Source organism: Hyalangium minutum, from assembly GCF_000737315.1.
GTDB lineage: Bacteria > Myxococcota > Myxococcia > Myxococcales > Myxococcaceae > Hyalangium > Hyalangium minutum.
This window is the reverse complement of the sequence record NZ_JMCB01000006.1, coordinates 32,576-56,287: the sequence shown is the minus strand read 5'-3', so window position 1 is coordinate 56,287 and position 23,712 is coordinate 32,576. Positions and strand designations below refer to the sequence as shown.

General features: G+C 69.4%; 9 protein-coding genes. 8 read left to right on the top strand and 1 reads right to left on the bottom strand.

Features of this window, described 5'->3' with window-relative positions; all coding sequences use genetic code 11:
* Window positions 1-6: 6 nt before the first annotated feature.
* Window positions 7-834 carry a GNAT family N-acetyltransferase gene (locus DB31_RS15725; RefSeq protein WP_044188309.1) on the top strand — a complete coding sequence of 276 codons (828 nt, stop codon included), beginning with the start codon at window positions 7-9 and terminating at the stop codon, window positions 832-834.
* Between the two features lie 213 nt (window positions 835-1,047).
* Window positions 1,048-3,771 (top strand): ATP-binding protein, encoded by a 2,724-nt coding sequence (locus tag DB31_RS15720; RefSeq protein ID WP_044189785.1) that lies wholly within the window; start codon window positions 1,048-1,050, stop codon window positions 3,769-3,771.
* 27 nt (window positions 3,772-3,798) lie between these two features.
* Here the strand turns inward: DB31_RS15720 and DB31_RS15715 are convergent, their stop codons facing one another.
* Window positions 3,799-4,728, bottom strand: a complete 930-nt coding sequence (locus DB31_RS15715) for an acyl-CoA desaturase (RefSeq protein ID WP_083968351.1) — start codon at window positions 4,726-4,728, stop codon at window positions 3,799-3,801.
* A gap of 278 nt (window positions 4,729-5,006) precedes the next feature.
* Between DB31_RS15715 and DB31_RS15710 the strand changes: the two genes are divergently transcribed.
* The 6 genes from DB31_RS15710 to DB31_RS15685 all read left to right on the top strand — a co-directional run bounded on the left by DB31_RS15710 (window position 5,007) and on the right by DB31_RS15685 (window position 23,702).
* Entirely contained in the window at window positions 5,007-5,987 is a 981-nt protein-coding gene (locus tag DB31_RS15710) for a DUF2135 domain-containing protein (RefSeq protein WP_044188308.1), read from the top strand.
* Window positions 5,988-6,004: 17 nt separating this feature from the next.
* Entirely contained in the window at window positions 6,005-6,601 is a 597-nt protein-coding gene (locus DB31_RS15705; protein ID WP_044188306.1) for a DUF1175 family protein, read from the top strand.
* A complete protein-coding gene (locus DB31_RS15700; protein ID WP_044188303.1) occupies window positions 6,598-8,211 on the top strand; it encodes a hypothetical protein in 1,614 nt (537 codons plus the stop codon). The genes DB31_RS15705 and DB31_RS15700 overlap by 4 nt, the downstream gene beginning before the upstream one ends.
* Window positions 8,208-12,914 carry an alpha-2-macroglobulin family protein gene (locus DB31_RS15695; RefSeq protein WP_044188301.1) on the top strand — a complete coding sequence of 1,569 codons (4,707 nt, stop codon included), beginning with the start codon at window positions 8,208-8,210 and terminating at the stop codon, window positions 12,912-12,914. Before DB31_RS15700 ends, DB31_RS15695 begins: the two co-directional genes overlap by 4 nt.
* 3 nt (window positions 12,915-12,917) lie before the next feature.
* Window positions 12,918-15,149, top strand: coding sequence for a SpoIID/LytB domain-containing protein (locus DB31_RS15690; protein ID WP_044188299.1), 2,232 nt, complete (start codon window positions 12,918-12,920; stop codon window positions 15,147-15,149).
* 186 nt (window positions 15,150-15,335) lie between these two features.
* Entirely contained in the window at window positions 15,336-23,702 is an 8,367-nt protein-coding gene (locus DB31_RS15685; RefSeq protein ID WP_083968349.1) for a CARDB domain-containing protein, read from the top strand.
* Window positions 23,703-23,712 lie beyond the last annotated feature (10 nt).

The window sequence follows — 23,712 nt, the reverse complement described above, 5'->3', positions numbered from 1 at the left end:
CGCGCAATGAAAGACCTGGACTTCGCTGGGATCGCCCGCCTCGTCGAACACAAGCACGGTGTTCCGCTGTCACGGTTCGTCAAGGAGGCCGAGCGCCTGGCCGATGGCTGGCTCCTCTTCGACTCGCCCGGCTCGCCGATCAACAAGGCCTGCGGGCTCGGCTTCGATCGGGCCCTCACGGACGCGGAGCTGGACCGGATCGTCGCGTTCTTCACGGAGCGCGGCGCGGAGCCCAAGGTCGAGCTGAGCCCGTTTGCGCCGCCCGAGCTGCTCGCGGGGCTCGCTCGGAGAGGGTTCGTGCTCCACGAGTTCGAGAACACCCTCGTGAGGGACTTGTCGGGAGGCGAGGACCTCCGCGTGCTCCTGAAGGGAGGCTGGCCCCAGGGCGTGACGATCGACCGGGTGGATCCGAAGAACACCGCCGCGGTCCGCGAGCACGTGGAGGTGGCCTTCAGCGGCTTCTTCCCCGAGGGCGTGGCGGTGCCGGAGCCCATCCTGGAGTTCGGGATGAGGGCCTCGACAGCGCCTGGGTACGACCTGTTCATGGCCCGTATCGGCCGCGAGACCGTGGGCGCGGGTGGCTGCGAGTCGAGCGAGGGCGTCACCCAGTTGTTCGGGACCTCCGTGAGGCCCGCATACCGTGGGAGGGGCATCCAGCAGGCGCTGATCATCCGGCGCCTCGAGCAAGGGCGCGAGCACGGGAGCCGCTGGGCCGTGATCCACTCCGGACCCGGAATCCCCACCGAGCGCAACGCCGCGCGGCTTGGGTTCCAGATGGCCTACTCGCGGGCGGTCCTGGTGAGGCACGGCGAGGGGCTCATTCCCTCTCCCTGAGCGGCTTGGGCGAGCCCCGACACCGGCCCAGAGCGGGGCAGCTCCCAGGCGCTGTCCTGGCCGCTCTCTGAGCTCCGGGGGGCTTCTGTCCCTCGGAGCAAACCGGGCAGGGGCACGCTCACTCGCCAGGGTTCCCTGCCGGTAACAGTGAGGGGGGTGAAGGCAAGGAGGCGTCATGACTGTTGAGACGGGAAACGCGTCTCTCGGATGGCCATGCCTCGACTGCATTTTCACGCCAAGCTGCTGCTCGCCTTCGGCGCTGTGCTGCTGCCCGTCCTGGTGCTCCTGAGCGCGGACTTCTTCCTGGGGAAGCAGCGGACCCAGGAGACCCTGCTGGCCACCCAGCGCATCACCGCGCAGGCCGTCGCGGTGCAGCTCACCGAGTCCTTCGAGGCCGCCATCGAGTTCGCCCAGGCGGTGGCCAATGATCCGCTGGTGCAGGGCATGGATCCCCGTCAGCTGGACGGCCACATGCAGCAGCTGGTCCTGCGCAGCTCTCTCTATGACGCCATCGGCGTCTACGACGCCACGGGCTTGAACCGCGGCTGGGGTGAACCGGACGCACCTGCCGAGCCCCGGCTCCGCATTGGGGATCGCCCCTACTTCCAGAAGGTGATGGCGACCGGGGCCCCGGTCATCTCCGAAGTCATCGAGCTGCGCCGTCCCCAGGGCACGGCGATCCTGATCTCCGTGCCCATTCCCGGACCCGAGGGCCGGCCGACGGGCGTCGTGAACGTCATCATGCAGACCCGCCTGCTCGCGCGCCGCTACCTGGACGCTCGCCTCCAGTCCGGCCAGGAGATCTTCCTGGTCGATGCGACGGGCCGGTTGGCCTTTCACACCGGCTACCCGGATTTGACGTACGCGCAGAGCGGTGCATTTCTCGCCCTGGAGCCCCTGCGGCGCGCGCTGGCTGGGACGCCCGTGCAGCTCGAGCGCTTCACCAACCCACTGAGCACGGTCCTCTCGCTGGGCACCTTCGTTCCGACGCCTCGCCATGGGTGGGCCGTGGGTGTGATGGCGCCTCGCGACGTGGCGCTGGCGCCGCTCTACGGGTGGCTCCGTGCGAAGCTGGGCGCCTTCCTGGGCATCCTGCTCCTGAGCGCGCTGCTCTCGGCCGTGCTCGCCCGCCGCTACGCCTACCCGGTCCGGAGCCTGCGGGCGGTGGCACGCAACGTGGGCCGTGGCGAGCTGGGGCAGCGGGTCTCCATCCAGACGGGCGATGAGCTCCAGGAACTGGCCGAGGCCTTCAATGAGATGTCCTCCCGCGTTGCGCGGCGCCAGGCCGAGGTGGATGCCCTGCGCGAGGAGGCCGAGCGGCACGCCAGCCAGCGTGACGCCATCATCGCCAGTGTGCCGGATGCCATCTTCCTCATCAGCCCGGACGGCCGGCTGTGTGACGCCAACCCGGCCGGGTGCCGCTTGCTGGGGTTCAAGGATTGCTCTTCCCTGGGCCGGCCGCTGGAGGAGTATCTCGAGCGCCACTGCTTCCGGCACCTCGATGGGCGCCCCGTGGAGCTGGCGGAGATGCCGCTCCAGCGCGCCCTGGCGGGGGAGACCTTCACCGACGTGGAGCTGCGTCTGCGCACCGCGAAGGGAGAGGAGCGCCTGGTCAGCATCAACGGCGCTCCGGTGCGCAACTCCGCGGGGCAGATCATCCTGGGGGAGATCGTCGTCCACGACATCACCGAGCGCATGCAGGTGGAGGAGGAGCGGACGCGGCTGCTCGAGCGCGAGCTGGCGCTGTCCCGCGTCAGCCAGGCCCTGGTCATGGAGGTGGAGCTGGAGCGCGTGGCCCACGTGGCCATCGAGCAGAGCCTCCAGGCCCTGGGCGCCGATGCCGCGGGGCTGTGGCTGGCCAAGCCGGATCACCAGCAGCTCTCCTTGATTGGCTCCTACGGGCTGGCCCAGAAGATCCGCGAGGACCTGCAGCAGATCTCCCTGGAGTCCCCGCTGCTCACGGCCCAGGCGGCCCGGCAGGAGACCCTCCAGGTGATCGGCGACATGCTGTCCCAGGAGGCCCCAGCGCTCACGAAGAAGTTCGCGCTCGAGGAGGGCTTCCGGAGCCTCGTCTCCATTCCTCTGCACTCGCGGGGGCACCTCGTGGGCGTGCTGACGTGCTTCACCCACGAGCCGCGCCAGTTCGCCCCGCGCGAGCTGGAGTTCCACACCACGGTGGGCCAGCTCTTCGCCATGGCCATCGAGAAGGCGCGCCTCTTCCTGGAGGTCCGCGAGGCCCTGCGGCTGCGCGAGGAGTTCATGTCCGCGGCCGCCCACGAGCTGCGCACGCCCGTCACCACCATCCAGACATGGGCGGACATCCTCAGCCGCATGGAGGTGAACTCCGTGCGCCAGCAGAAGGGGCTCACGGCCATTGCCCGGAACACGCGGCGGCTGGCGCAGCTGGTGGAGCACCTCTTCGCCGCGGTGTGGATGGCGCCGGGCCTGCCGAAGATGGAGCGCGACCGGTTCGACTTGAGCGAGGTGGTGGAGGAGAAGGTGAAGAGCCTGTCCCGCACCACGGAGAGTCCCATCCGTGTCGAGGTCTCCGAGTCACTCCTCGTCGATGGAGACCGCCAGCGCATGGGGGACGTGGTGGCGCACCTGCTGGAGAACGCCATCCGGTACTCGCCTCCCGGTGCGGCCATCGAGGTCCGGCTGCGGTGCGCGGAGCACCAGGCGATGGTCTCCGTGAGCGACCACGGGCCTGGCATCCCTCCCGAGCGCCAGCCCCACGTCTTCGAACCCCTCTACGAGCCGCTGCCCCCAGGCGCCACGGGCTACACGGGCGTGGTGGGCCTGGGGCTGCACTTGAGCTGGCAGATCGTCGAGGCGCACGGCGGCCGTATCTGGCTGAACACCTCGGATGACGGGAACACCTTCTGCTTCAGTCTCCCGCTGAGCGAGGAAGAGGGCCTCCAGTACGCGAGCGCGTGAGCCCGGGCCCACCCGCTGCTCAGCGTCTCAGGGACGCTTGCGCGCGGCGATGGACTCGGGCGAGGGCCGGCGGACATCCCACGCCAGCCCGAGCTTCTCCAGGGCGCGGAGCATCAGGCCGGAGATGTCCACCTGATACCAGCGGAAGTCCGTGAAGGCCGAGCCAGGGAAGGTGTGGTGGTTGTTGTGCCACCCGGCCCCGAGCGTCAGCACCGCCATCACCCCGTTGTTACGGCTGTCGTCCCGGCACGCCAGCGGCTGCGTGCCCAAGGTGTGCGTCACCGAGTTGACGGCGAACGAGGCCTGCTGCACCAGCGCGAAGCGGACAAAGCCGCCCCACACGAGCCCTCGCCACGCACCCTCCCACGAGCCTGTGAGCAGCCCGCCCAGCACTGCGGGCAGCGCCAGCCCGAGCAGCACCCAGAGCCCATACCGCTGGTTGAGCCGCACGAGCCACGCATCGCGCACAAGGTCCGGCATCGTGCGGACGATGCGGAACTCCTGGGTATCCTCCGGGGAGGACAGGGCGATCTCCGGATCCGCGCGGTGGCGGTTCATGAAGCGCGCGAAGAGGACCACGGCGGGCGAGTCCAGGTACCAGAGGAACTGCGACCAGAAGAACCCGCGCACCCGCTGCCACCACCCCTGCCGCCCGAGCGTCGGTGAGTGGATGTCCCCGGGAATGTCCGTGTGCGCGTGGTGCCAGCGGTGGAGGCCGCTCCACAGCAGCGTGGAGCCCTGGCCCGCCATCGAGCCGAGGATGAGGAGCAGCGCACGAATGGGCCGCGTCGTCTCGAAGGTGCGGTGGGCGAAGTAGCGGTGGAAGCCCAGCTCGATGCCCGTCATCGTGGCCACGTACATCCCCACGAACAGCCCCACGTCCAGCCAGCGGATGCCTTCGTGGAGGAAGAGCCACACCCCGTAGAGCAGCCCCAGCAGTGGCAGGCCCTCGACCATGAAAAACAGGAAGACTTTCCGCGCCAGGCTGAGGCGATCGGAAGTTGTTGGAGGGCCCACGGTCACGATTTCAGCAGCAGCGTCCAAAGCCCACCCATCATGAACGAGCCGGGCCCTGGAAGCGAAGCCCCCACACGCATGGGGCCCATGCCACAAGTCTTCCTCTTTTGCACCCCGGGTCAGGGCAGGCAGGCGGCTTGAAATGAGGCGCGCTGCTGCCGCAGGCTGTCGCCCGTCAACGCCTCCGCCGTCTCCCACTCCACCCCGACGAGCTCCCGATGCTGCCTGTCTTCCTGGCACTGCTCCTCACCCAGACGCCGCACGAGAACCCTCGCCAGCAGGGCGTGCCCATTGGCACGGGCACCAAGCTGGCCAAGGTCACGCTCACTGCCCCCACCGGCGGCTGGACGGTGGACCGGATGATGCTGGTGGAGGGGACGATCAGCGACACCACCATTGATCCGGTGGTCGTCTCCATCAACGGAGACCGGTACCTGATGCGCACCTTCAACGGGCGCTTCAGCCGGAAGTTCCCCGCCGCCAGCGGCAAGAACATCGTCACGGTGATGGCCACCAACCAGGCGGGCACGGCGCGCTCGCAGGTGACGGCGTACGCGCAGATTCCGCCCGTGCCGCTCAAGACCATCCTCACCAGCGACACCGAGGGCGTCTACACGGACCTCCACGTCTACGAGCCCACCAACGACAGCGTCACCAAGACGGCCGAGGGCCTGACGATGGACGGCAAGAAGATGGCGCACGTCTACTGGGCGGACACCTCCAGCCCCACCGGCGGCACCTTCTTCCTCAACGAGCAGGGCGGCGACTTCGATCAGCCTGCCTACGGCCCCTACCTTTATATCCACCGGGCGCCGCCCCAGGGCATCTACCTGATCGCCACCAACTACTGGCCCAGCGGTGACAAGGCCCACACGCTGGCCACCCTCAACGTGGCGCTCTTCGAGGGCACCCCGGGCGAGGTGCGCCGCATGGTGCGCATTCCCCTGGCCACCCCGGGCACCACGCGCGTGCTCGCGTGGATCAACATCACCGGCGAGAACCAGGCGGAGGTGTATGTGCCCTCTCAGGATCCGAAGCCCACGGGGGCCTCGTGGCCCAAGAACCTCGATGAGGTGGCCAAGAACGTGTCCTCCGGCAACTCCGGGGACTACGGCGACGAGGGCGGCTACGAAGGCGAGGGCGAGGGCTACGAGGGCTCCGAGGGCGAGGGCGAGGGCAGCTCCGAGGGCGGGGACTGACGCTCCCAGCCTGGACCATGCTCTTCCTGTCCCTCACGCTGGCGCTTGCCGCCTCCACGCCTCCGCCTCCTGCGTCCGACTCGCGCGAGGCCCGCGACGTGCTGCTGCGCCGCGAGGTGGGGCAGGTGGCGCTGGCCCAGTTCCAGAAGTTTGATCCGCTGTGGCACCCGGACCAGCGCGACTGCGCCGGGCTGGTGCGCTTCGCCTACCGCAGCGCCTACAAGCGCTTCTACGCCGAGCGCGTCGAGCGTCCCCTGTGGCTGGACGTACAGGGGCGGCCCGCCGAGTTCGCGGACGCGGAGACGCTGCTCACGCGCAGCTTCGCGCCGCTGGGCCGGGACGAGGCCGCGCTCGAGTCGCTGCGCACCGGGGACCTGGTGGCGTTCCGCCAGGAGCATGACTCCGGCCCCGTGTTCCACCTCATGCTGGTGGTGCGCCCGGAGGACAAGGCGCACGCGCCGGCCCGTGTCGTCTACCACCCGGGCGAGAAGGGCGCCGCCGTGAGGACCGGCGTGCTGCACCGGCTCGCCACCGAGGCGCCGCTCGAGTGGCGCCCCATTCCCCAGAACACCGCCTTCCTCGGCTTCTTCCGCTTCAAGGAGTGGATGCAATGAGCTCATCCGAAACCCCTTCGGGCCCGTCCCCCGAGCCACCCCGCTCGGGAGGTGGCGCCTCCAAGGCGATCCTCGTCGCCATCGTCACCGTGGTGGTGAGCGGCGTGGGCGTGGGCGCCTACGTGCTCGGACGCCGCAGCGCGAACTCGGGCGCGGGCAGTGACAGCTCCGATACGACGGAGCAGGGCACCTCGGGCGTGCAGAGCGCTGGAGCCACCGTGGAGGGCATGCCGCCGCCTCCGCCGACCCAGCGCCTGTCTCCGCCCACGCAGGGCTCTCCCGCGGTCTGGGTGGACGTGTACCAGCCCGCCAAGGTGCGCAGTGCGCTCGTGGGGAACGCGTGGCTCCAGCAGCAGATGAAGAAGCCGCTCGGCCAGGGCTTCGCCAGCTCCTGGGCTGCCTTCTTCGGCTCCACCGGCGAGGACCTGAAGGCCTCCTTCAAGGGCGCCGTGTTCGACGTGGTGGCCGGGCAGCTGCTGGACTCGCCGTTCCGCGCGCTGTGGTTCGTGGGCGGCAGTGACTCGAACGCCCCCGCCTTCATTGTCCCCGCGCCGAATGCCACCGCCGCCACGGCCTACGAGGCCATGGAGAAGGTGGCCAGCCGCGGCGGCTATACCTCCGACAAGTGCCCCTACGGCGCGCCCGCGTCCGCCACGGTTCCCGAGGGTGGCTTCAAGATCGCCCGCTGGCTGGTGGCCGAGCAGTCGCTGTACGCCGCGCGTACGGCGGATCGCATCGTGGTGGCGCGGCAGCCCAACATGGTGCTGCGCGGCCTGTGCGCCGAGCTGACGAAGCTGGAGGCCCCCGCCAACGTGGACCTGGAGCTGGGCTTCAACAGCGAGGTGCTCGGGCGCGAGACGGTGTTCCTCACGCACGCGCTGGGGCTCGCCAACGGTACCCGGCTGCAGTTCGGCGCCGAGGGCAAGCGGCTGGTGCCTCGCGGCATTACGGGGCCGCTGTTGGACAAGGTGCGGCTGGATGCGGCGCCGCTCTCGGATGACTTGCTGAAGCTGGTGCCCTCGGACACGCCGGTGCTGCTGGCGCTGCAGCTCAAGCTGCCCGAGTCCCTGGAGGGCGCGAAGATCAAGCAGTACTGGGAGGGCCAGGACCCCGGGCAGGTGCGCACGCGGCAGATTGCGCTGGTGTGGACGCCGCGCGGCGACGCGGACCTGGGCCACGAGTTTGCCATCCTCTGGGGCCGGGTGGAGGACGCGCCCGCGCTGAAGACGATGTTCGCGGGTGGCAACACGCTGGAGCAGGCCACGCTGTGCAAGCACCAGGTGCTGGCCTCCGAGCCGCAGGTGCTCCAGCGCCTGCAGAGCGCGTGCGAGGGCAAGAGCCCCAACCTGCTCAACGCGGCGGGCCCGGTGGTCGAGGGACTGCGCGCGCCGGGCTCGGTGACGATTGGCTTGAACACGGGCCACCTGCTCAGCCAGCTGCTGGCGGACGGGTACTGGTCCGAGCAGCAGCTCGGGAAGAACGCGCCGGTGCCGGGCTCGGCGCCCGCGGAGATTGAAGAGGCGCGCAAGGATCTCGAGACGCTGCCGTATGTGGGGCTGCGCGGCACGGTAGAGGGCAATTCGCTGGTTCCGGGAGGGTTTGGTTCATGAGGTACTCCACGCGCATTTCGCTGCTGGCCGCGGTGACGCTGGCCAGCGTGGCGGCGGCCAAGCCGCTCTACATCACCGTGCCTCGCGCCTACGGCACCCAGGAGCCGGTGGCGGTGGACGTGGCGTTCAACAGCAAGGGCCCCGTGGAGCTGCGGGTGCTCAAGCCGGACAGCCTGGACTCCTTCATCGAGGCCCAGAGCGACATCCGCCGGGCGTACGAGCAGCCGCCCGTGCTGAAGAACCCGGGACGCGCGCTCAGCCGCGGCCTGAACTCGGTGAAGGTGCCCTCCACCTATCTGCTCTACGCGTTCAGCACGGAGTTCCGTGACGCCGTCTCTCCGGCGCTGCCGGCGCGCGGCCCCGAGGACGTAGCGCCCACGCTGAACCAGATGGCCGAGGGCCCGGACAAGCTCGTCGGCGTGCCGCCCGGCTTCACCGTCGCGCGCAGCCAGTGGCTGAACCTGGACCTGGGGGGCGGCGGCGTGGACTTCAGCGTGCCGGGCTTCTCCTCGTGGGGCGGCCACGGCTTCCAGGAGCGCCGGGTGATGCTGGCGCCGCTGCCCGCGGGCACCTACGTGCTGCAGCTCGTGCAGGGCAAGGTGGAGGGCCAGGTGGTGCTCGTCGTGACGGACCTCACGGTTCAGCTGAAGCAGACGGATGGCCAGGTGCTGGTGCGCGTGGCGGGCCGGGACCAGAAGCCCAAGGCGGGCGCCCAGGTGCGCGTGTTCCTGCCCACCGGCAAGGGCCCCGAGGGCAAGACGGACGAGAAGGGTGAGGTGACGCTGGAGGTGAGCGAGCCGCGCATCCTCGCCACGGCCACCGTGGGCAAGGACACGGGCCTGGTGGACACGGACTTCTACTCCTCGCTGGCGGTGGCGCCGGACGTCTTCATCTACAGCGACCGGCCCATCTACAAGCCGGGAGACCAGGTGAAGTTCCGCGGCCTGCTGCGCCAGCCGGACACGTACCTCGCGCGCCTGTTCACCCCGCGCAAGAAGCTGGTGACGGTGAAGCTCGAGTCCGCCGAGGGCCGCGACATCAAGACGCAGGTGTCGGTGGATGAGTTCGGCAGCTTCTCGGGCACCCTGGACGTGCCGGCGGACCTGGGCACGGGCGTGCTGCGGGTGAACGCCTCGGTGGATGACCAGGCGCACCAGGGCGAAGCGCGCGTGCAGGACTACGTGAAGCCCACCTTCTATCTGGAGCTGACGCCGGAGAAGGAGAACATCGTCCCGGGCCAGACGCTGAAGGCCACGGTGAAGGCGCGGCGCTACGCGGGCGGCGTGCCCGAGGGCGCCAAGTACGACGTGTTCCTGTACCGCTCGCTGCTGGACGCGCCCGCCTGGGTGGATGACGCGGGCAAGGGTGGCCAGGGCAGCGCGGTGACGTACGGCACGGCCTCCAGCTCCGAGGGCAAGCTCAGCGTGCCCGAGCGCCTCTACTCCTCCGTGGCCGAGCGCGGCGCGGAGGGAGACCCGTGGGAGAGCGCCACCAAGTTCGATGAGAACGGCGAGGCCGTCATCGAGATCAGCGTGCCAGCGCTGGCCGCGGGAGAGGAGCGGCTGCCGTACCGCTACTCGCTCAGCGTGCGTGCGCGGGATGACCAGGGGACTTTCGCCAACGCGGCTGCCTCCTTCTTCCTGTCGGAGGTGGAGGTGTTCGGCGCGGGGAGCTTCTCGGAGGCGGTGGTGAAGAAGGGCGCCGAGGCGACGCTGGCGGTGCGCGCCACCACGCTGTCCGGCAAGCCCTACGGCGTCACCCAGGCCGAGGTCGAGTTCGTGCTGCGCAAGGCGGACGGCAGCGAGAAGAGCCTGAGCAAGCACTCGCTCACCACCGAGGCCAACGGCATCGCCCGCCAGAAGGTCCCCACCTCGGAGGTGGGCACGGTGCTGGCGCGGATGACGGTGAAGGACAAGAACGGCAAGGCGTGGACGGGCGAGCAGTCCATGCTCGTCATCGGCGGCAATGACGAGCCGGTGGCGCGCGTGGCGAACCTCACGCTAGCCTCGCTCTCTGGCACGCTGTCTCCGGGCGACTCGGGGCAGCTGGTGGGCCTGTTCCCGGATGGCTGGGGCCCCGGGGGCAAGGATCGCGGCCCGGTGTGGATCACCTTCACGGGCGCGGGCCTCTACGGCACGGAGTTGCTGGAGCTCGAGGGCCGCACGCTGGTGCACAGCTTCCCGGTGGAGAAGCGCTACGGCAGCGCGGTGTACGCGTCCGTGGCGTACCCGACGAGCTCGGGCCGCTGGGAGGAGCGCACGGTGTCCTTCCGCATCATCCCCGCCGAGCGCACCCTGACGGTGAAGCTGGAGCCTCGCCGCGTGGAGGCCGCCCCGCTCACCGAGCAGGTGATGGACTTGCGCGTCACGGACCACGAGGGCAACGGCATCGTGGCCCAGGTGTCCGTGGGCGTGGTGGACAAGGCCGTGTACGCCATCCAGACGGAGTTCCGCCCGAAGGTGCTGGACTTCTTCTATCCGCCCGCGCGCAACAACGTGTCCAACTTCTACTCCGCTGAGTTCCAGGGCTACGGCTACGGCGAGGCGCTGGCGCGGAAGATGGCCGGGCTGCCGGACCACGCGTTCGCCTCCATCAAGCCGCCCACGCGCAAGGCGAAGGACGAGGAGCGCGACACGGCCTTCTGGCAGCCGAACGTCGTCACGGACCGCGATGGCCGCGCCACGGTGCGCTTCAAGCTGCCCTCCAACCAGACGCTCTGGGTGGTGACGGCGGTGGCGGCGGACACCTCGGGCCGCTTCGGCGAGGGCACCGGGGAGTTCGCCACCCGTGGCGGCCTCAACCTGTACGCGGCGCTGCCGCAGTTCCTCCGCGAGGGGGACGAGGCGCTCGCCTCGGTACGTCTGTCCGCGGGTGCGGCCTCCAAGGGCAGTCAGGTGCTGGAGGTGAAGCTGGCCTCCGCGGGCGCGCTCCAAGCCAACCAGACGCAGGAGAAGATCGAGCTGGGCCAGGGCGGCGAGAAGGTCCTCCCCCTGCAGATCAAGGCCACGGGTCCGGGCTCGGCCGAGCTGTCGGTGGACGTAACGGGCGGCAAGGATCCGCTGAAGGATCGCCGCGCAGTGCCGGTGCGGCCCGCGGCCCTGGAGGAGCCGGTGAAGGTGTCCGCCTGGGGCGGCGGCGAGCTGTCGCTGCAAGCGGCGAGCTCGGCCACGCTCACGGACGTGCAGTTGGTGCTCCAGCCCTCGGTGGTGGACGCGGCGCTCACCAACGTGCGCGAGCTGCTCACCTACCCGTACGGCTGCCTGGAGCAGCTCGTGTCCACCACGGTGCCCAACGTGGCGCTGTACCAGACGCTCAAGAAGGTGGACATGCTGGGCCGGCTGGACCCCGAGAGCCAGGGCCTGCTGGCCGAGGCGCGCAGCCGCTCCGTGCAGGGCACCTCGCGCATCCTCGCCCTGGCGGTGAAGGGCGGCGGCTTCACCTGGTTCGGCGGGTACAGCACGCCGGATGTGGCGATGACGCTCATCGCTCTGGATGGGCTGGCCTACGCGACGGAGGCGGGGCTGGTGGATGCCAACGACACGCGGCTGACCGAGGCCGCGCGCTGGCTGGAGGCCCAGGAGAACCTGCCCTTCGAGTACGACGCCACGCGCGCCTACGTGCTCGCACGCATGTACGGCGATCGCAAGGCGGACCGCGTGCGCGCCCTCATCGACCGGGCGACGCCGGGCGACCTGTACCCGCTGGCGCTCTCGGTGCTGGCGGCGGAGAAGGCGGGGGTGATGAAGGAGCCCGCGCTGCAGGCGCGCATCGACTCGCTGGTGCAGGCCAGCAACGAGGGCTTCGTCCAGCTGGCGAGCCTGAACACCGCGACCGACGCCGAGGCCTTCTTCCACTACCCGCTGCGGCGCGTGGGCCTCACGGCGCTGCTGGCGCACGCGGCCTCGTTCGGCAAGCTGGACGTGGACAAGGCGCGCCGGCGGCTTCTCGAGCTGCTCAGCCAGCCGGACCTGTCCACCTTCGACCGCAGCACGGCGCTGCTGCACTCGCTGTGGCTCGTCGAGCGCGATGCCAAGGCCTTCAAGAAGCTGCCGCCGCCGGAGGTGAAGGGAGCCAAGGGGCCAGTGAAGTTCTCGCCTCGGGGCATGGGCCTGGTGGCCACACTGGAGCCGGGCACGCGCTCGGTGAACGTGGCCTCGTTCGAGGGCGTGGCCACGCTGCGCGCCACGACGCTAACGCCGCTGCCGGACGTGCAGCCGCTCTCCCAGGGCATGAGCATCGAGCGCCGCTACTGGGTGCTGCGCGAGAGCGGCAGGCAGCCGCTGGCCTCGGGCGAGGAGGTGGCCCAGGGCGAGGAGGTCTTCGTCGAGCTGACCATCGACGCGCGCGGGGACAACAAGGCGCGCTCGGCGTACTACGTGGTGGAGGACGCGGTGCCGGCAGGCTTCGTGCCGCTCATCGAGGACAAGGAGTTCCGCGGGGCACCGCACTCGCTGAACCTGGCGCCCGAGGCGCTCAAGCGGCGCGTGCTGACGCCGGAGCGAGCCACGTTCTTCTTCGAGGAGCCCGCGCGGTGGAGCGACAGCCCGCGCTCGGTGGGCTACGTGATGAGGGCGCAGTTCGCGGGCAAGTTCACCGCGCCGCCGGCCTCCATCGAGGACATGTACGTGGCCAGCTTGCGCGCCCGGACGAAGTCGGACGTGCTGGCGGTGAAGGCGTCCCAGAAGCCTCGGGGCGACTGGTAGCCGATGGGGTGGGCTGTCATCACGGCTGCGGTGCTGGCGGCCACCCCGGCCTTCCTCACACAGGGAGACGTGACGCCCGAGGACGCCCTGGTCGCCGAGGCAGAGGCGTCCTGGGTGGCGCTGGAGGCGCGCTACGTGGCCGAGGCCGGTGGATTTCTCACGCAGGCCCCGGCCCCCATCCGCCTCCAGCGCGGCGTGGGGCTGGCGGCGGATCGCAACGCCCAGAGCAAGCCCGGCTTGGTGGAGCTGCGGCAGAACACGCCGGGCGTGCTGGATGAGCGCCTGCGCTTGGCACTGCGGCACGAGCTGGCGCACCAGCTGCTGTGGTGGGTCTGTCCCGCGGCCTCGGAGGATCGGCTCTTCCACGAGGCCTTCGCGCTGGTGGTGAGCGGCGAGCTGCCCATCTGGAGGGAGGGGCCCTACCAGTCGCTGAGTGTGGCGGCCTCGGAGCTGGCGCGCTCACCAGCAGTGGACACGTCGCGGGCCCGACGGGCGCTGGCGCGGATTCTCGGAGAGGACCGGGGCTTTCCTCAGGCGCTCTCGCGGCGGCTGCGCCAGTGCCAGGACGGCGCGCGATGGGTGGTGCCGGTCTCCATTGATGAGCTGGCGGACGTGACGGTGAAGGCGGCGGCCGAGGCCACCGTGGTGCTGAGCCGCCACTCGGGAGAGGTGCTGCTCTCGGAAGGGGAGGTGCAGCGCGCGTTGCCCTATGGCTCCACGCTGAAGCCCTTCGTGATGGCAGGCAGCTCCGAGCCACCGCCGCTGCTGACGCCCCGCTCGGGCGTGCAGGAGTGGGCGTGTGGCCAGGGATTGCCGAAGCAGGTGGACGGGCGCACGGCGCTGCTGCGCTCGTGCAACGGCTACTTCCTCGATTGGGGAGCGAGAGGCGGCGCTGCGGCAGACTTTGGACCCTGGGGCGCGGTGCTGACGGCGGTGGGACTGACTGGGAAGCCCGCGGACATGGCAGACGCCATCGGCCTGCGTTCCACGCTGGCGCTCTCTCCGTGGGGTATGGCGCAGGCGTACCGTCTGCTGGCCGAAGCCCGGCCGGATCTGATCGAGTGGATGAAGGACAACGCCGCTCGTGGGACGCTGTCGGAGCTCCCGGCGTCGGCGGCGTACGTGGGAGTGGCTACCAAGACAGGCACGGTGCGGGACGCGGCGAGCCGTCCGCAGTACGGGTGGATCGTCGCGGTGGATGCGGACGTGGTGGCGGTGGTGATGCGGCCCGGGAAGATGCCCCGCAGCTTCGCGGCCGAGGTGCCCAAAGTGCTGGCCCGGGTGCGCCAGCGTCCAGGCCTGGACGCAGCGAAGGTGCAAGTGCTGGGGCTGGCCTCGACCTCGGAGGTGGAGGCGGGCTGTAGAGGAGTGGGCTTCGCGGTGGACCAGGGCACACCGCGCCCGGCGCCGCAGGGCTTCTCTCAATTGAAGCAGCTCGTGGCGAAGGGGCCTGCGGTCTGTCTGGGCAGCCCGTGGCGGGTTCGCGTCCCAGGTCTACCCTCCGAGGGCAGGGACTACGCAGGCAGCTTCACAGGGTCCACTCCTCCGCCATACCGGCCACCGCCGGGAGTGCCCACGACGGAGCGGGAGCGCAGCGCGAGGCGAGGCTCGGACTTCATCTTCCGGACCACGCGCCTTCAATACACAGCGGGCGTAGTAGCCGCGGAGGACGCAGCCTCGAAGGGGGAGCCACGGATCGCCCTGGCGCGAGTCGTGGCACACAACGAGCAGCACGCCGAGACCCGTCACGGCGGCCGACCCATCTGCGACACCACCCATTGCCAGGCCTTCCTCGGCACGGTGCGTGTGCGGCCGGAAGAGGAGAAGGCGCTGGCCCTGCCGCCGCTGAAGTGGAACCAGTGGCTCCTCTTCTCACAAGGTGGCCAGGAGCCCTGGCGCGAGGTGCGTCCACGCAGTCAGGTGGAGTCACTGCTCGGCCAGGGGGTGGCCTCGTTGCGCTTCGATGCCGGGCGCGTCTCCTATATCCGTGCACAGCAGGAGAGCGGGGCGACCTTCGACACCACCGAATCCCTTCCTTGTGAGGTGCTTCGCTCCGCGCTGAAGCTTCCCGCCTGTCCGCGCACGGCTTCCTTCGATGGCTCAAACCTCATCTTCGAGGGCCGGGGCCGGGGCCATGGCGAGGGATTGGATGTGGAAGCCGCCAAGGCCAGTGGTTTGAGCAGCGACGACATCCTCAAGAAGGCCTATGGGCAACCTGCCAGGTCGTCGAAGTAGGCGGGTCGCCCAGAGGGACAATCGTTCCTTGCTGCGAGTGTGAGTCCGGTAAACGGGATGTGGCAGGTCATGTTCATAGAAGGAAATGTATGACATTGCACAGTCGGCGCTGCCGCGCGGATTCCCGCGGGGGGTGGCAAGGAATGCCGAGGGATCTCTGTGCGGCTGTCATGGGTGTGGGCTCTGATGGGTGGACTTTCCCTGGTGTGGATGCCAGGGATTGCGAGCGCGGAACCTGTCGCGCAGGGATTGCAGTTCCTGCAGAGCATGCAGGGGCCGACGGGGGCGTTCGGTGAGCTGAGGAGCGAAGAACCCACGCTCGTGACAGCGGAGGCGCTCGAGGCGCTTCGCGCGCACGGCCTGGGGGCCAGTGATGCAGCCCGGAGTGCGGAGATTTACCTGGCCTTCCAGCCGCTCCTGCTCGACTCCGAGCTGGAAATCCGCACCGCGCTGGCGCTTCGGCAGTCCCCATTCTTCCGGGGCACACAAACGCTCACGACCCAGGGGCCGGGGTTCGAGGCACCGGATGCCCTCCACCTGGCGCTGAGCCTCATCCTCTCGCCCCAGTTGAGCACCAACCCCTTCGGGAGGCCTGAAGGCGCGCTGGCGCAATTGCTGGCAAAGGCCCGCCCCGATGGTTGCTTTGCCTTTGCCGACAACGCCGCGTCCGCGGCGCTGACGGCCTCTGCCATCTCCGCGCTGCGCCTCCACCCCTGGATCCCAGACGCGAACCTCGCGCTGAGCCGGGCCACCGCGTGCCTCATGACGATGCAGCGGCCTGACGGCTCCTTCGGCACAGTCGAGGACACCGTGGCCGCGCTCCAGGGATTGGTGGGGGCTCCCTTCGAGCACTCGCAGGCGCGGGAGGAGGGACGGGTCTACCTCCTGGCCGCCCAGCAGGCGGATGGGAGCTGGGAGGGGAGCACGCGTCTCACGGCCCGTGCCCTGTCGGTTCTTCGCGAGGCGGCGCCGGACTGGCACGTGATGACGGACGATCGCGGGCGGCCTCAGCTCGTGCTGGCGGATCCCACGCCGCTTCAGGGCGCGAGCCTCCAGGCAACCCTGAGCATCCGCAACCGGTCGGGTGTCCCGGCCCTGGCCATCCCCGTGCGCTTCGTCGCCCGGCCCTTGGCGGGCGGTGCCGCGGTCACCTTGGCTCAGGTGTCGTTGTCAGCGCTGGCCCCGGGAGCGCAGGCGACGATCGTCGCCACACTGCCCACGCTTCAGCTCGCGGGCAGCTACGAGGTCATCGCGCAGGTGGATCCAGAGGGGCAGGTGCTGGAGATCGACGAGGGCAACAACACGGCCTCGGCTCCGCTGCGGGTCCGGGTGGAGAACGATCTGGCCATCTCGGGAGGAAGTCTGCAGTTCTACCCGGGGGCGCCGGGCCGGCTCCTGGTGAAGGTGGTGGTGCTCAACCTGGGCTCTCCGCTGCCCCAGGCGGTAACGGTGGAACTTTTCCGGGGCGCTCCAGGGAACGGTGGAACCCTGCTGGGCAGCGAGGTGCTCTCGGCGGGGCTCCAGCCCAATGCGCTCGGGTCGTTGACCTTCGATGTACCCCTGCCCACGGCCACGGGGCCCGTGGCGTTCTATGCACGGGTGGATCCGGCGGGCGCGCTGCCGGAGGCAGACGAGCAGAACAACCAAGCCTTCCGTTTCTACTACGGAGGCACGGGCGCGGCGGTGGATCTGCAGGTGACGACCCCCATGTCCTTCGTGCCCTCGCCTGGGCAGATCGTCCCGGGCCAGCCTTTTGTCCTCCAGGGGAACATCCGCAATGCGTACACCACGGCGGCCAGCCAGGTCCCGGTCGTGGTCTTCCGCTCGGGCGAGCGGATCGCCGAGCAGCTACTCCCGCTCGTTCCAGGCCAGACCACCGTGCCGGTGTCGTTCACGTTGTCCTCCCTGGTTCCGGCCTCCTACACGCTCGCGGTGGACCCGGATGGAAGGCTGTCGGATCCGGATCGGACGAACAACCAGCGGACGCTGGCCATGACCGTCATGTCGGACAGCGCCGCCAGCGAGCTCGTCGCGGGCAGCCTCTCCAGCTCCAACAGCTCGGCGCTTCCCGGGCGCTATGTGGAGTACTCGCTGTCCGTCATCAACGACGGAGCGCAGGATGTGGCCACCTCGGTGCGGCTGATGAACGTCGCGGACGGGACGGTCTGGGCCGAGAGGGATGCGGTCGCCCGGCATGGCAGCGCCACCGCCGTCCTGCTGGGGAGCTTTCAGGTTCCCCCCGCGGGAACGCCCGTGGCCCTGCGGGCCTGCGTGGATCCGCAGAACCAGGTGCCCGAGGTGAACGAGAACGACAACTGCGCGGAGCTCACACCGGGCAGCGCGACGACGGACCTCGTGGTGGCCGCCAAGGAGATGCACTTCACCCCACTGGGAGCCCAGATAGGAGAGAAGGTGGTGGTCACCGCGCGTGTGCGGAATGTCTCCACCACCGAGGGGCGGGCTGTCTTGCAGTGGTGGCAGGGGTCTCCGCTCTCCCATCTCGGCCGCCTCCTGGGCGAGGCCCCCATCCAGGTGCCTGCGCAAGGAGAGGTGACGGCGGCCTTCGACTGGGTGCGAACCGAGGGGCCCGTGGAGCTCTACGCGCGGGTGGCGGGGACCTATCCCCGCGACAGCGCGCCCGTGAACAACGTGGCCGGGCGGCATCTGTTCCTCAAGGCCATCGTGGACACGGGCGTCGCGGGCACCTACGTGCAGGGGAGCGAGATCCGCATCGCCCCGCTCCTCGGCGGCACGAAGCCCGACATGGTGCTCGTCCACAGGACCGTAACGGGGACGGTCTCCAAGGAGTTCGTCTCGCTGCTCCAGCAGGGGACGGACGGCTCCTGGAGCAAGCTCTGGTCCTATACGCCCATGACCACGACACTCGACGTCGCCACGGCCGACCTCGACGGCGATGGAACGGGGGAGATCGTGGCCTACTCGAAGGATACCTCGAACAACTATGAGCTCGTCGCGCTGCGGCCCGATGGGACGCTCAAGTGGAAGCGAGTCCTCGCGGGTACCTCCGGCTGCTCTGCCTCCACCGTGTCCAGCTACGCGCTGGGCCTGGGAGATCTGAATGGAGATGGGGTGGGGGACATCGTGGCCTGGACCCAGGATCTCCGAGCGTTCTCGGGCGTGGATGGCACGGACCTCTGGACGGCCACTGTCGGCTCGGCCACCTGCCAGCTCGGGTACACGGCCACCGTCCTGGATGCGGACGGAGATGGCCAGAACGAGGTGCTGGCGTCCAAGATCGGCCTCTATGCGCTCGTGAGCGCGCAAGGGACTGTCCGCTGGCAGGTGTCGCAGCCGACGGGGACGATCGGGGCCGGGGTCGTGGACCTCAACCTGGATGGAAAAGCGGAGGTGATCATCCCGAGGTTCCGCAACAATCTCGTGGCGAGAGATCTCATCACCGGCCAGCAGGTCCAGACAGGAACTCCCTTCGAGGCGCGGGAGTACTTCCTGAGCGCGGGAGCGCTGCGGCAGGATGGTCTCGCCTATGTGACGCTGGCCAACAATGGCGGCACCAGCATCACGGGGGCGTTCACTCCCGACCTGCTGCCCCTGTGGTCGCAGGAGCTGTTCTGCACGGTGTGCGCTACGGGAGGAGGCAGGTCCGGTGTGGATGCGTTCAACGGAGTGTTGGCGGACGTGCTGGGCCAGGGCCGGCCCCAGGCCATCTTCGCCGGGCTACTGACGCCCCCCGTCATCCAGGACGGCCGTACGGGTGAGCTGCTGGAGACCTTCCCGGCTCAGATGCAGCCCGAGACCGGCGCCAACTACTCTTTCCCGGAGCACACGCCCGTGGTCGTCGATATCGACGCGGATGGCCACGCGGACATCGCGATGCCGTTCATAGAGGGCACCGCGCCACCGACCCAGCTTCGGGACCACCCGCAGTATGGCCGAGGCGAGGTGCTCATCTTCTCCAGCGTGCACTGGAAGAAGCAGCCGGCACTGTGGCCGACGCGCTCCATTCGCAAGGGGCAGGTTGGGGCGGACCTCCGGTTGGGGAGCGACTACCGCTGGTGGACGACCCACAACACATGGAACCAGCAGTTCGACGTGGAGCCGGCCACGCTGATGGCGGATCTCTCCGTCCGCAACGCGGACATCACGGTGTCGCCGCAATCGCCCACGGTGGGAGGGATCCAGACGGTCACCGTCACTCTGCGCAACGTGGGAGGTGTGGCCGCGAGCGGTGTCCATGTGGCCCTCTACGATGGAGACCCCACGGCGGGTGGGCGGCACCTGGCGGACGTTGTCGCGGCGGGGCCCCTGGCCCCACGTACGGGCGTGGCGACCCTCTCCCTGCCTTGGGTGGCGTATCCGGAAGGGGAGCACGTCCTCTATGTGGTCGCCAACGCGGATGGCGCCATCGAGGAGTCTGGGCGGGAGAACAACATCGGTTCGGCTCGTGTCTACGTCCTCCCAGGAACGCAGGGGTGTGATCTGGCCGTGGATACAGCGCAGTTCTCCAGCCAGCCTCCTTTGCCACAGACGGGAGAGGCGCTCACGCTGGATGTCACAGTACGGAACCAGGGTGCGCAGGCCTGTGGAGCCAGCACGGTCGAGGCCTGGGACGGGCCACGAGGCGCCAACAGTCCCCTCTTTGGCGCGGCGGCGCTCCCCGCGCTGCAGCCGGGCGCCGAGGCGCATGTGCTGGTGACGGGGATCGCGCTGACAGGCAGCCATGGGTACCGGGTCATCGCGGATCCTCAGGTGGTGACGCTGGACCAGGAGCGCCTCAACAACGAGGCGGTGTTCACCGTGGAGTCGATGCCCGCGGCGATGCCGGACTTCACGGTGCAGGCGGTGAGCGCCTCACCCTCGCCGGCCTACGCGGGGGAAGCAGTCACCGTGAGCGTGACGGTTCTGAACCGCGGCAGTCCCTCTCCCGGGACGCTGTTGAGCATCGAGGTCCCCGGGCAGCCGGAGCTCTTGCTAGAGGTGCCGCCGCTGCTGACGGCGGAGAGCACGGTCCTGACCGCGCGCATCACCGCTCCGCAGGCGAGCACCCTCATCCATGCCGAGGTGGATCCGCAGGGCATCGTCACGGAGTTCAGCGAGCTGAACAACGTGCGGGAGGTGAACCTCCCCGTGGAGGATCCGTTGCTCGTGGTGTCGGGGACGGCCAGCCCTGGCGTGGTGGGGCCTGCGGCGCCGGTCTCGTTCACGGTGCTTCTGGCCAACCAGAGCCCGCGCGGGAGAACGCTCGCATGGGATGCGGCCATCCAGGGTCCGGCCGGCGCGCTCGTGGCGACGCTGGCAACGAGCCCCCGGCTGGTGGTGGGAGGAGGAGCCGAGTACCAGACCTCCCTGAGCTGGAACACGGGGGCCTTCGGGCCTGGGCTGTACTCGCTGCGGATCCAGGTGACTGAGGGGGGGCGGCCGGTGGCAGTCGGCACGGTGCCGTTCACGCTCACCGCGGAGGCCGTGGCCAGCCTGGGGCTGGTGACCGATCGCGAGAGCTATGGCCCAGAGGAGACGGTCCTCGCGCAGATGCGCGTGAGCAACACGGGGCGCAATGCCGTGCTGCCCGCAGGGACGCTCCAGGTGGTGTTCGAGGATGTGACGGGGACCCTGCTCGCGTCGGGGCAGTGGGCCATCTCGGAGCTCGCGCCCGGAGCCTTCCATGACATCGCCGAGCGCTTCTCCGTCTCGCCCACGGCGCAGGCGGGCAGTTACCGCGTCCGGGCCGAACTGCGGGACGCGCAGGGGACCGTCATCGCGAGCAACCAGGTGCTCTGGAAGGTCGTCATTGTTCCGGCGCGGGTCGTCACCGCGCAGCTCTCCGCCGCGAGCCCCTTCCCCATCGGCCCGCCGCTGCAAACCCACGTCCTCCTCACGAACACGAGCGGAGAGACGGTGGAGGGGCTGCTGCGCGTGTTGCTGCTGGACACGCCCTTGCTGGGCCAGGAGGCCACGGCCTCGACCCAGGTGAGCCTGGCGCCTGGCAGCTCGCAGGACATCGTGCTGTCCCTGCCCACCTCGCAGCTGGACGCGCGGCAGAAGGTGCTGGTCGCCCAGCTCGACGGCCAGACGTTGGATCGGCTCGTCGTGACGGCGGAGATGCCCACCGATCAGGAGCCGCCGGTCATCACCATCTCGGGAGTGACGGACGGACAGTTCTCACCCACGCAGGTCATTCCGGAAATCACAGTCACGGATCCGTACCTGTCGAGTACCACCATCACGCTCAATGGCAATGCCTTCACCAGCGGCACGGCCGTGACGGCGGAGGGGAGCTACCTGCTGGAGGTGAGCGCGGCGGACGCCTTTGGCAACCAGCGTCAGCGGTCGGTGTCGTTCACCATCGACCTGACGCCGCCGGTGCTGCAGTTGGCGGGCGTGGCTCACGGGGCGCTGCTCAACACGCCCGTGACCTTGTCCTTCCAGGCGCAGGAGCAGCACCCGGGAACGCTCGTGGCCACAGTGGACGGCGCGCCCGTGGAAAGCGGAGTGTTCGTGGATGGGGAGGGGGATCATCTCTGGACGGTGACGGCGGTAGATCTGGCGGGCAACAGCACCACGGAGACGCGCGCCTTCAGCCTGGACTTCACGGCTCCTCAGGTGGAAATCACCGGAGTCGCCGAGGGTCAGGTCAGCGCGGTGCCGCTCACTCCGAGTGTGACGGTGGAGGATGCGCACCCGGGCAGCGTCGTGGCGACGCTCGATGGTGTGCCCTTCTCCCTGGGAACCGCCATCTCCGCGGAGGGCGCCCACCTGCTGGCGGTGACGGCGGTGGACGGTGCCGGGAACAGCCATTCGGTGGACATCCACTTCAGCATCGACCAGACGGCACCGGTGTTGAGCCTGGATGGCCCCAGCCATGGGGCGCTGCTCAACACGCCGGTCACCCTGTCCTACTCGGTGTCGGAGCCGCATCCGGGCACGGTGACGTCCCTGCTCGACGGCTCGCCGCTCGCGTCCGGGACGGAGGTCAACGCGGAGGGCGATCACCTGTGGGTAGTCCAGGCGTCCGACGCGGTGGGCAATGCTGTCAGCGAGACGCGGTCCTTCAGCCTGGACTTCACACCGCCCGTGCTGGGGGTGACGGGAGTCGTGAATGGCCAGTACAGCTCCGTTCCGCTCACCCCGGGGGTCACGGTGCAGGAGCTTCACCCTGGAACGCTGGTCGCTACCCTGGATGGGGTGCCGTTCACGCTGGGGACCGCGGTGAGCACGGAGGGGACGCACTTGCTGGCGCTCCGCGCGGTGGATGGGGCCGGCAATGTGGCCGAGCGTGTCATCGAGTTCACGCTGGACTTCACCCCGCCTGAAGTCTGGGTCTACTGGGTCAAGGACGGCCAATACATCAACCACGAGGTCGCGCCCGCGTTCGACGTCGTCGACACGAACCTCGCTTCGGTCTCGGCAACGCTGGATGGAGCGACGTTCACGTCTGGCACCTTCGTCACGGCCGAGGGGACGCATGTCTTGGTGGTGACAGCCGTGGACCTCGCGGGCAATCAGACGGTGCGCACCGTCTCGTTCACCTTGGACTTCACGCCGCCGGTCCTCTCTGTCACGGGAGTGTCCGAGGGCGCGCTGGGGACCTCCTTCACTCCGGTATTCACGGCCACCGATGCCTCGCCGCTCCAGCCGCTGGAGGGCGTGCTGGACAATGTCCTCGTCGACAGCGGCACCCCGGTGACCGCGCTCGGTGCCCACACCCTGCGCGTCAAGGCCTGGGACATGGCCGGCAACCTGTCGTCGGTGACGGTGCACTTCACGGTGTTGCAGGCGCGTCCGCGGTTCCTCTTCGCGGCCTGCGCGCTCGACAGCCTGTCGATTCAGGACAGCGCGCAGGTGGTGGGGTTGAGCGGTCCTGCCTCGGTGGCGAGCCATGGATCCGTGCTGATGGGCGACAGCAGCTCCGTCAGCGGTGACGTTGTCTCTGGCACTCTCACCCAGCTGGGGGGCCTGGCGAGCGTGGGCGGGCGGATCTACCACGGCGGGCAGCTCGTGCTTGGCACGGGTGCGCAGGCCACTGGCGGGGATGAGACGGTGTCCTCGCCGCCCACCCCGTGCAGCTGCGGCTACGATCTGACGCGCTGGTTCCAGAAGGTGGGGCAGCAGAACGACAACGCACTGCTCCAGGCGGATCCGGACATCTCGCCCTTCCTCGTGGGAGGAGGACTCGAGATCGATCAGGAGACCCTCACCTTGCCGTCGGGCCGCTTCCTGCTGGATCACCTGGTGCTGACAGGGGGGGCCACCCTAAAGGTTGCCTCGGGAGGCAGCGTCGAGCTCTTCGTCTCCGGCTCCGTGTCGGTCTCGAATCAGTCCACGCTGGGGGCGGCACCCGGTACAGGGGCCTCGCTCCTCCTCGTGAGCAGTGCCTCGACGGGGCAGGCGGTCTCCGTGCTCAACCAGTCGACAGCGGCGATGCAGATCTACGCGCCGCTGACCCACGTGATCCTCGGCAACAACACGAGCTTGCGAGGCGCCGTGGTGGGCCGCCAGGTCACGCTCACGAACTCGCAAACCCTCGTGCTCTCGCCGGGGCCGCAGACGGTCCCGGCTCCGCTCTCCTGCCCGTAGAAAGACACAG

Bases quoted from the DNA above. Each gene is read 5' to 3' on its own strand.
- DB31_RS15715 (WP_083968351.1), bottom strand. From the start codon at position 4,728: ATGGTCGAGGGCCTGCCACTGCTGGGGCTGCTCTACGGGGTGTGGCTC.
- DB31_RS15700 (WP_044188303.1), top strand. From the start codon at position 6,598: ATGAGCTCATCCGAAACCCCTTCGGGCCCGTCCCCCGAGCCACCCCGC.
- DB31_RS15695 (WP_044188301.1), top strand. From the start codon at position 8,208: ATGAGGTACTCCACGCGCATTTCGCTGCTGGCCGCGGTGACGCTGGCC.
- DB31_RS15685 (WP_083968349.1), top strand. From the start codon at position 15,336: ATGGGTGGACTTTCCCTGGTGTGGATGCCAGGGATTGCGAGCGCGGAA.
- DB31_RS15710 (WP_044188308.1), top strand. From the start codon at position 5,007: ATGCTGCCTGTCTTCCTGGCACTGCTCCTCACCCAGACGCCGCACGAG.
- DB31_RS15720 (WP_044189785.1), top strand. From the start codon at position 1,048: ATGCCTCGACTGCATTTTCACGCCAAGCTGCTGCTCGCCTTCGGCGCT.
- DB31_RS15690 (WP_044188299.1), top strand. From the start codon at position 12,918: ATGGGGTGGGCTGTCATCACGGCTGCGGTGCTGGCGGCCACCCCGGCC.
- DB31_RS15725 (WP_044188309.1), top strand. From the start codon at position 7: ATGAAAGACCTGGACTTCGCTGGGATCGCCCGCCTCGTCGAACACAAG.
- DB31_RS15705 (WP_044188306.1), top strand. From the start codon at position 6,005: ATGCTCTTCCTGTCCCTCACGCTGGCGCTTGCCGCCTCCACGCCTCCG.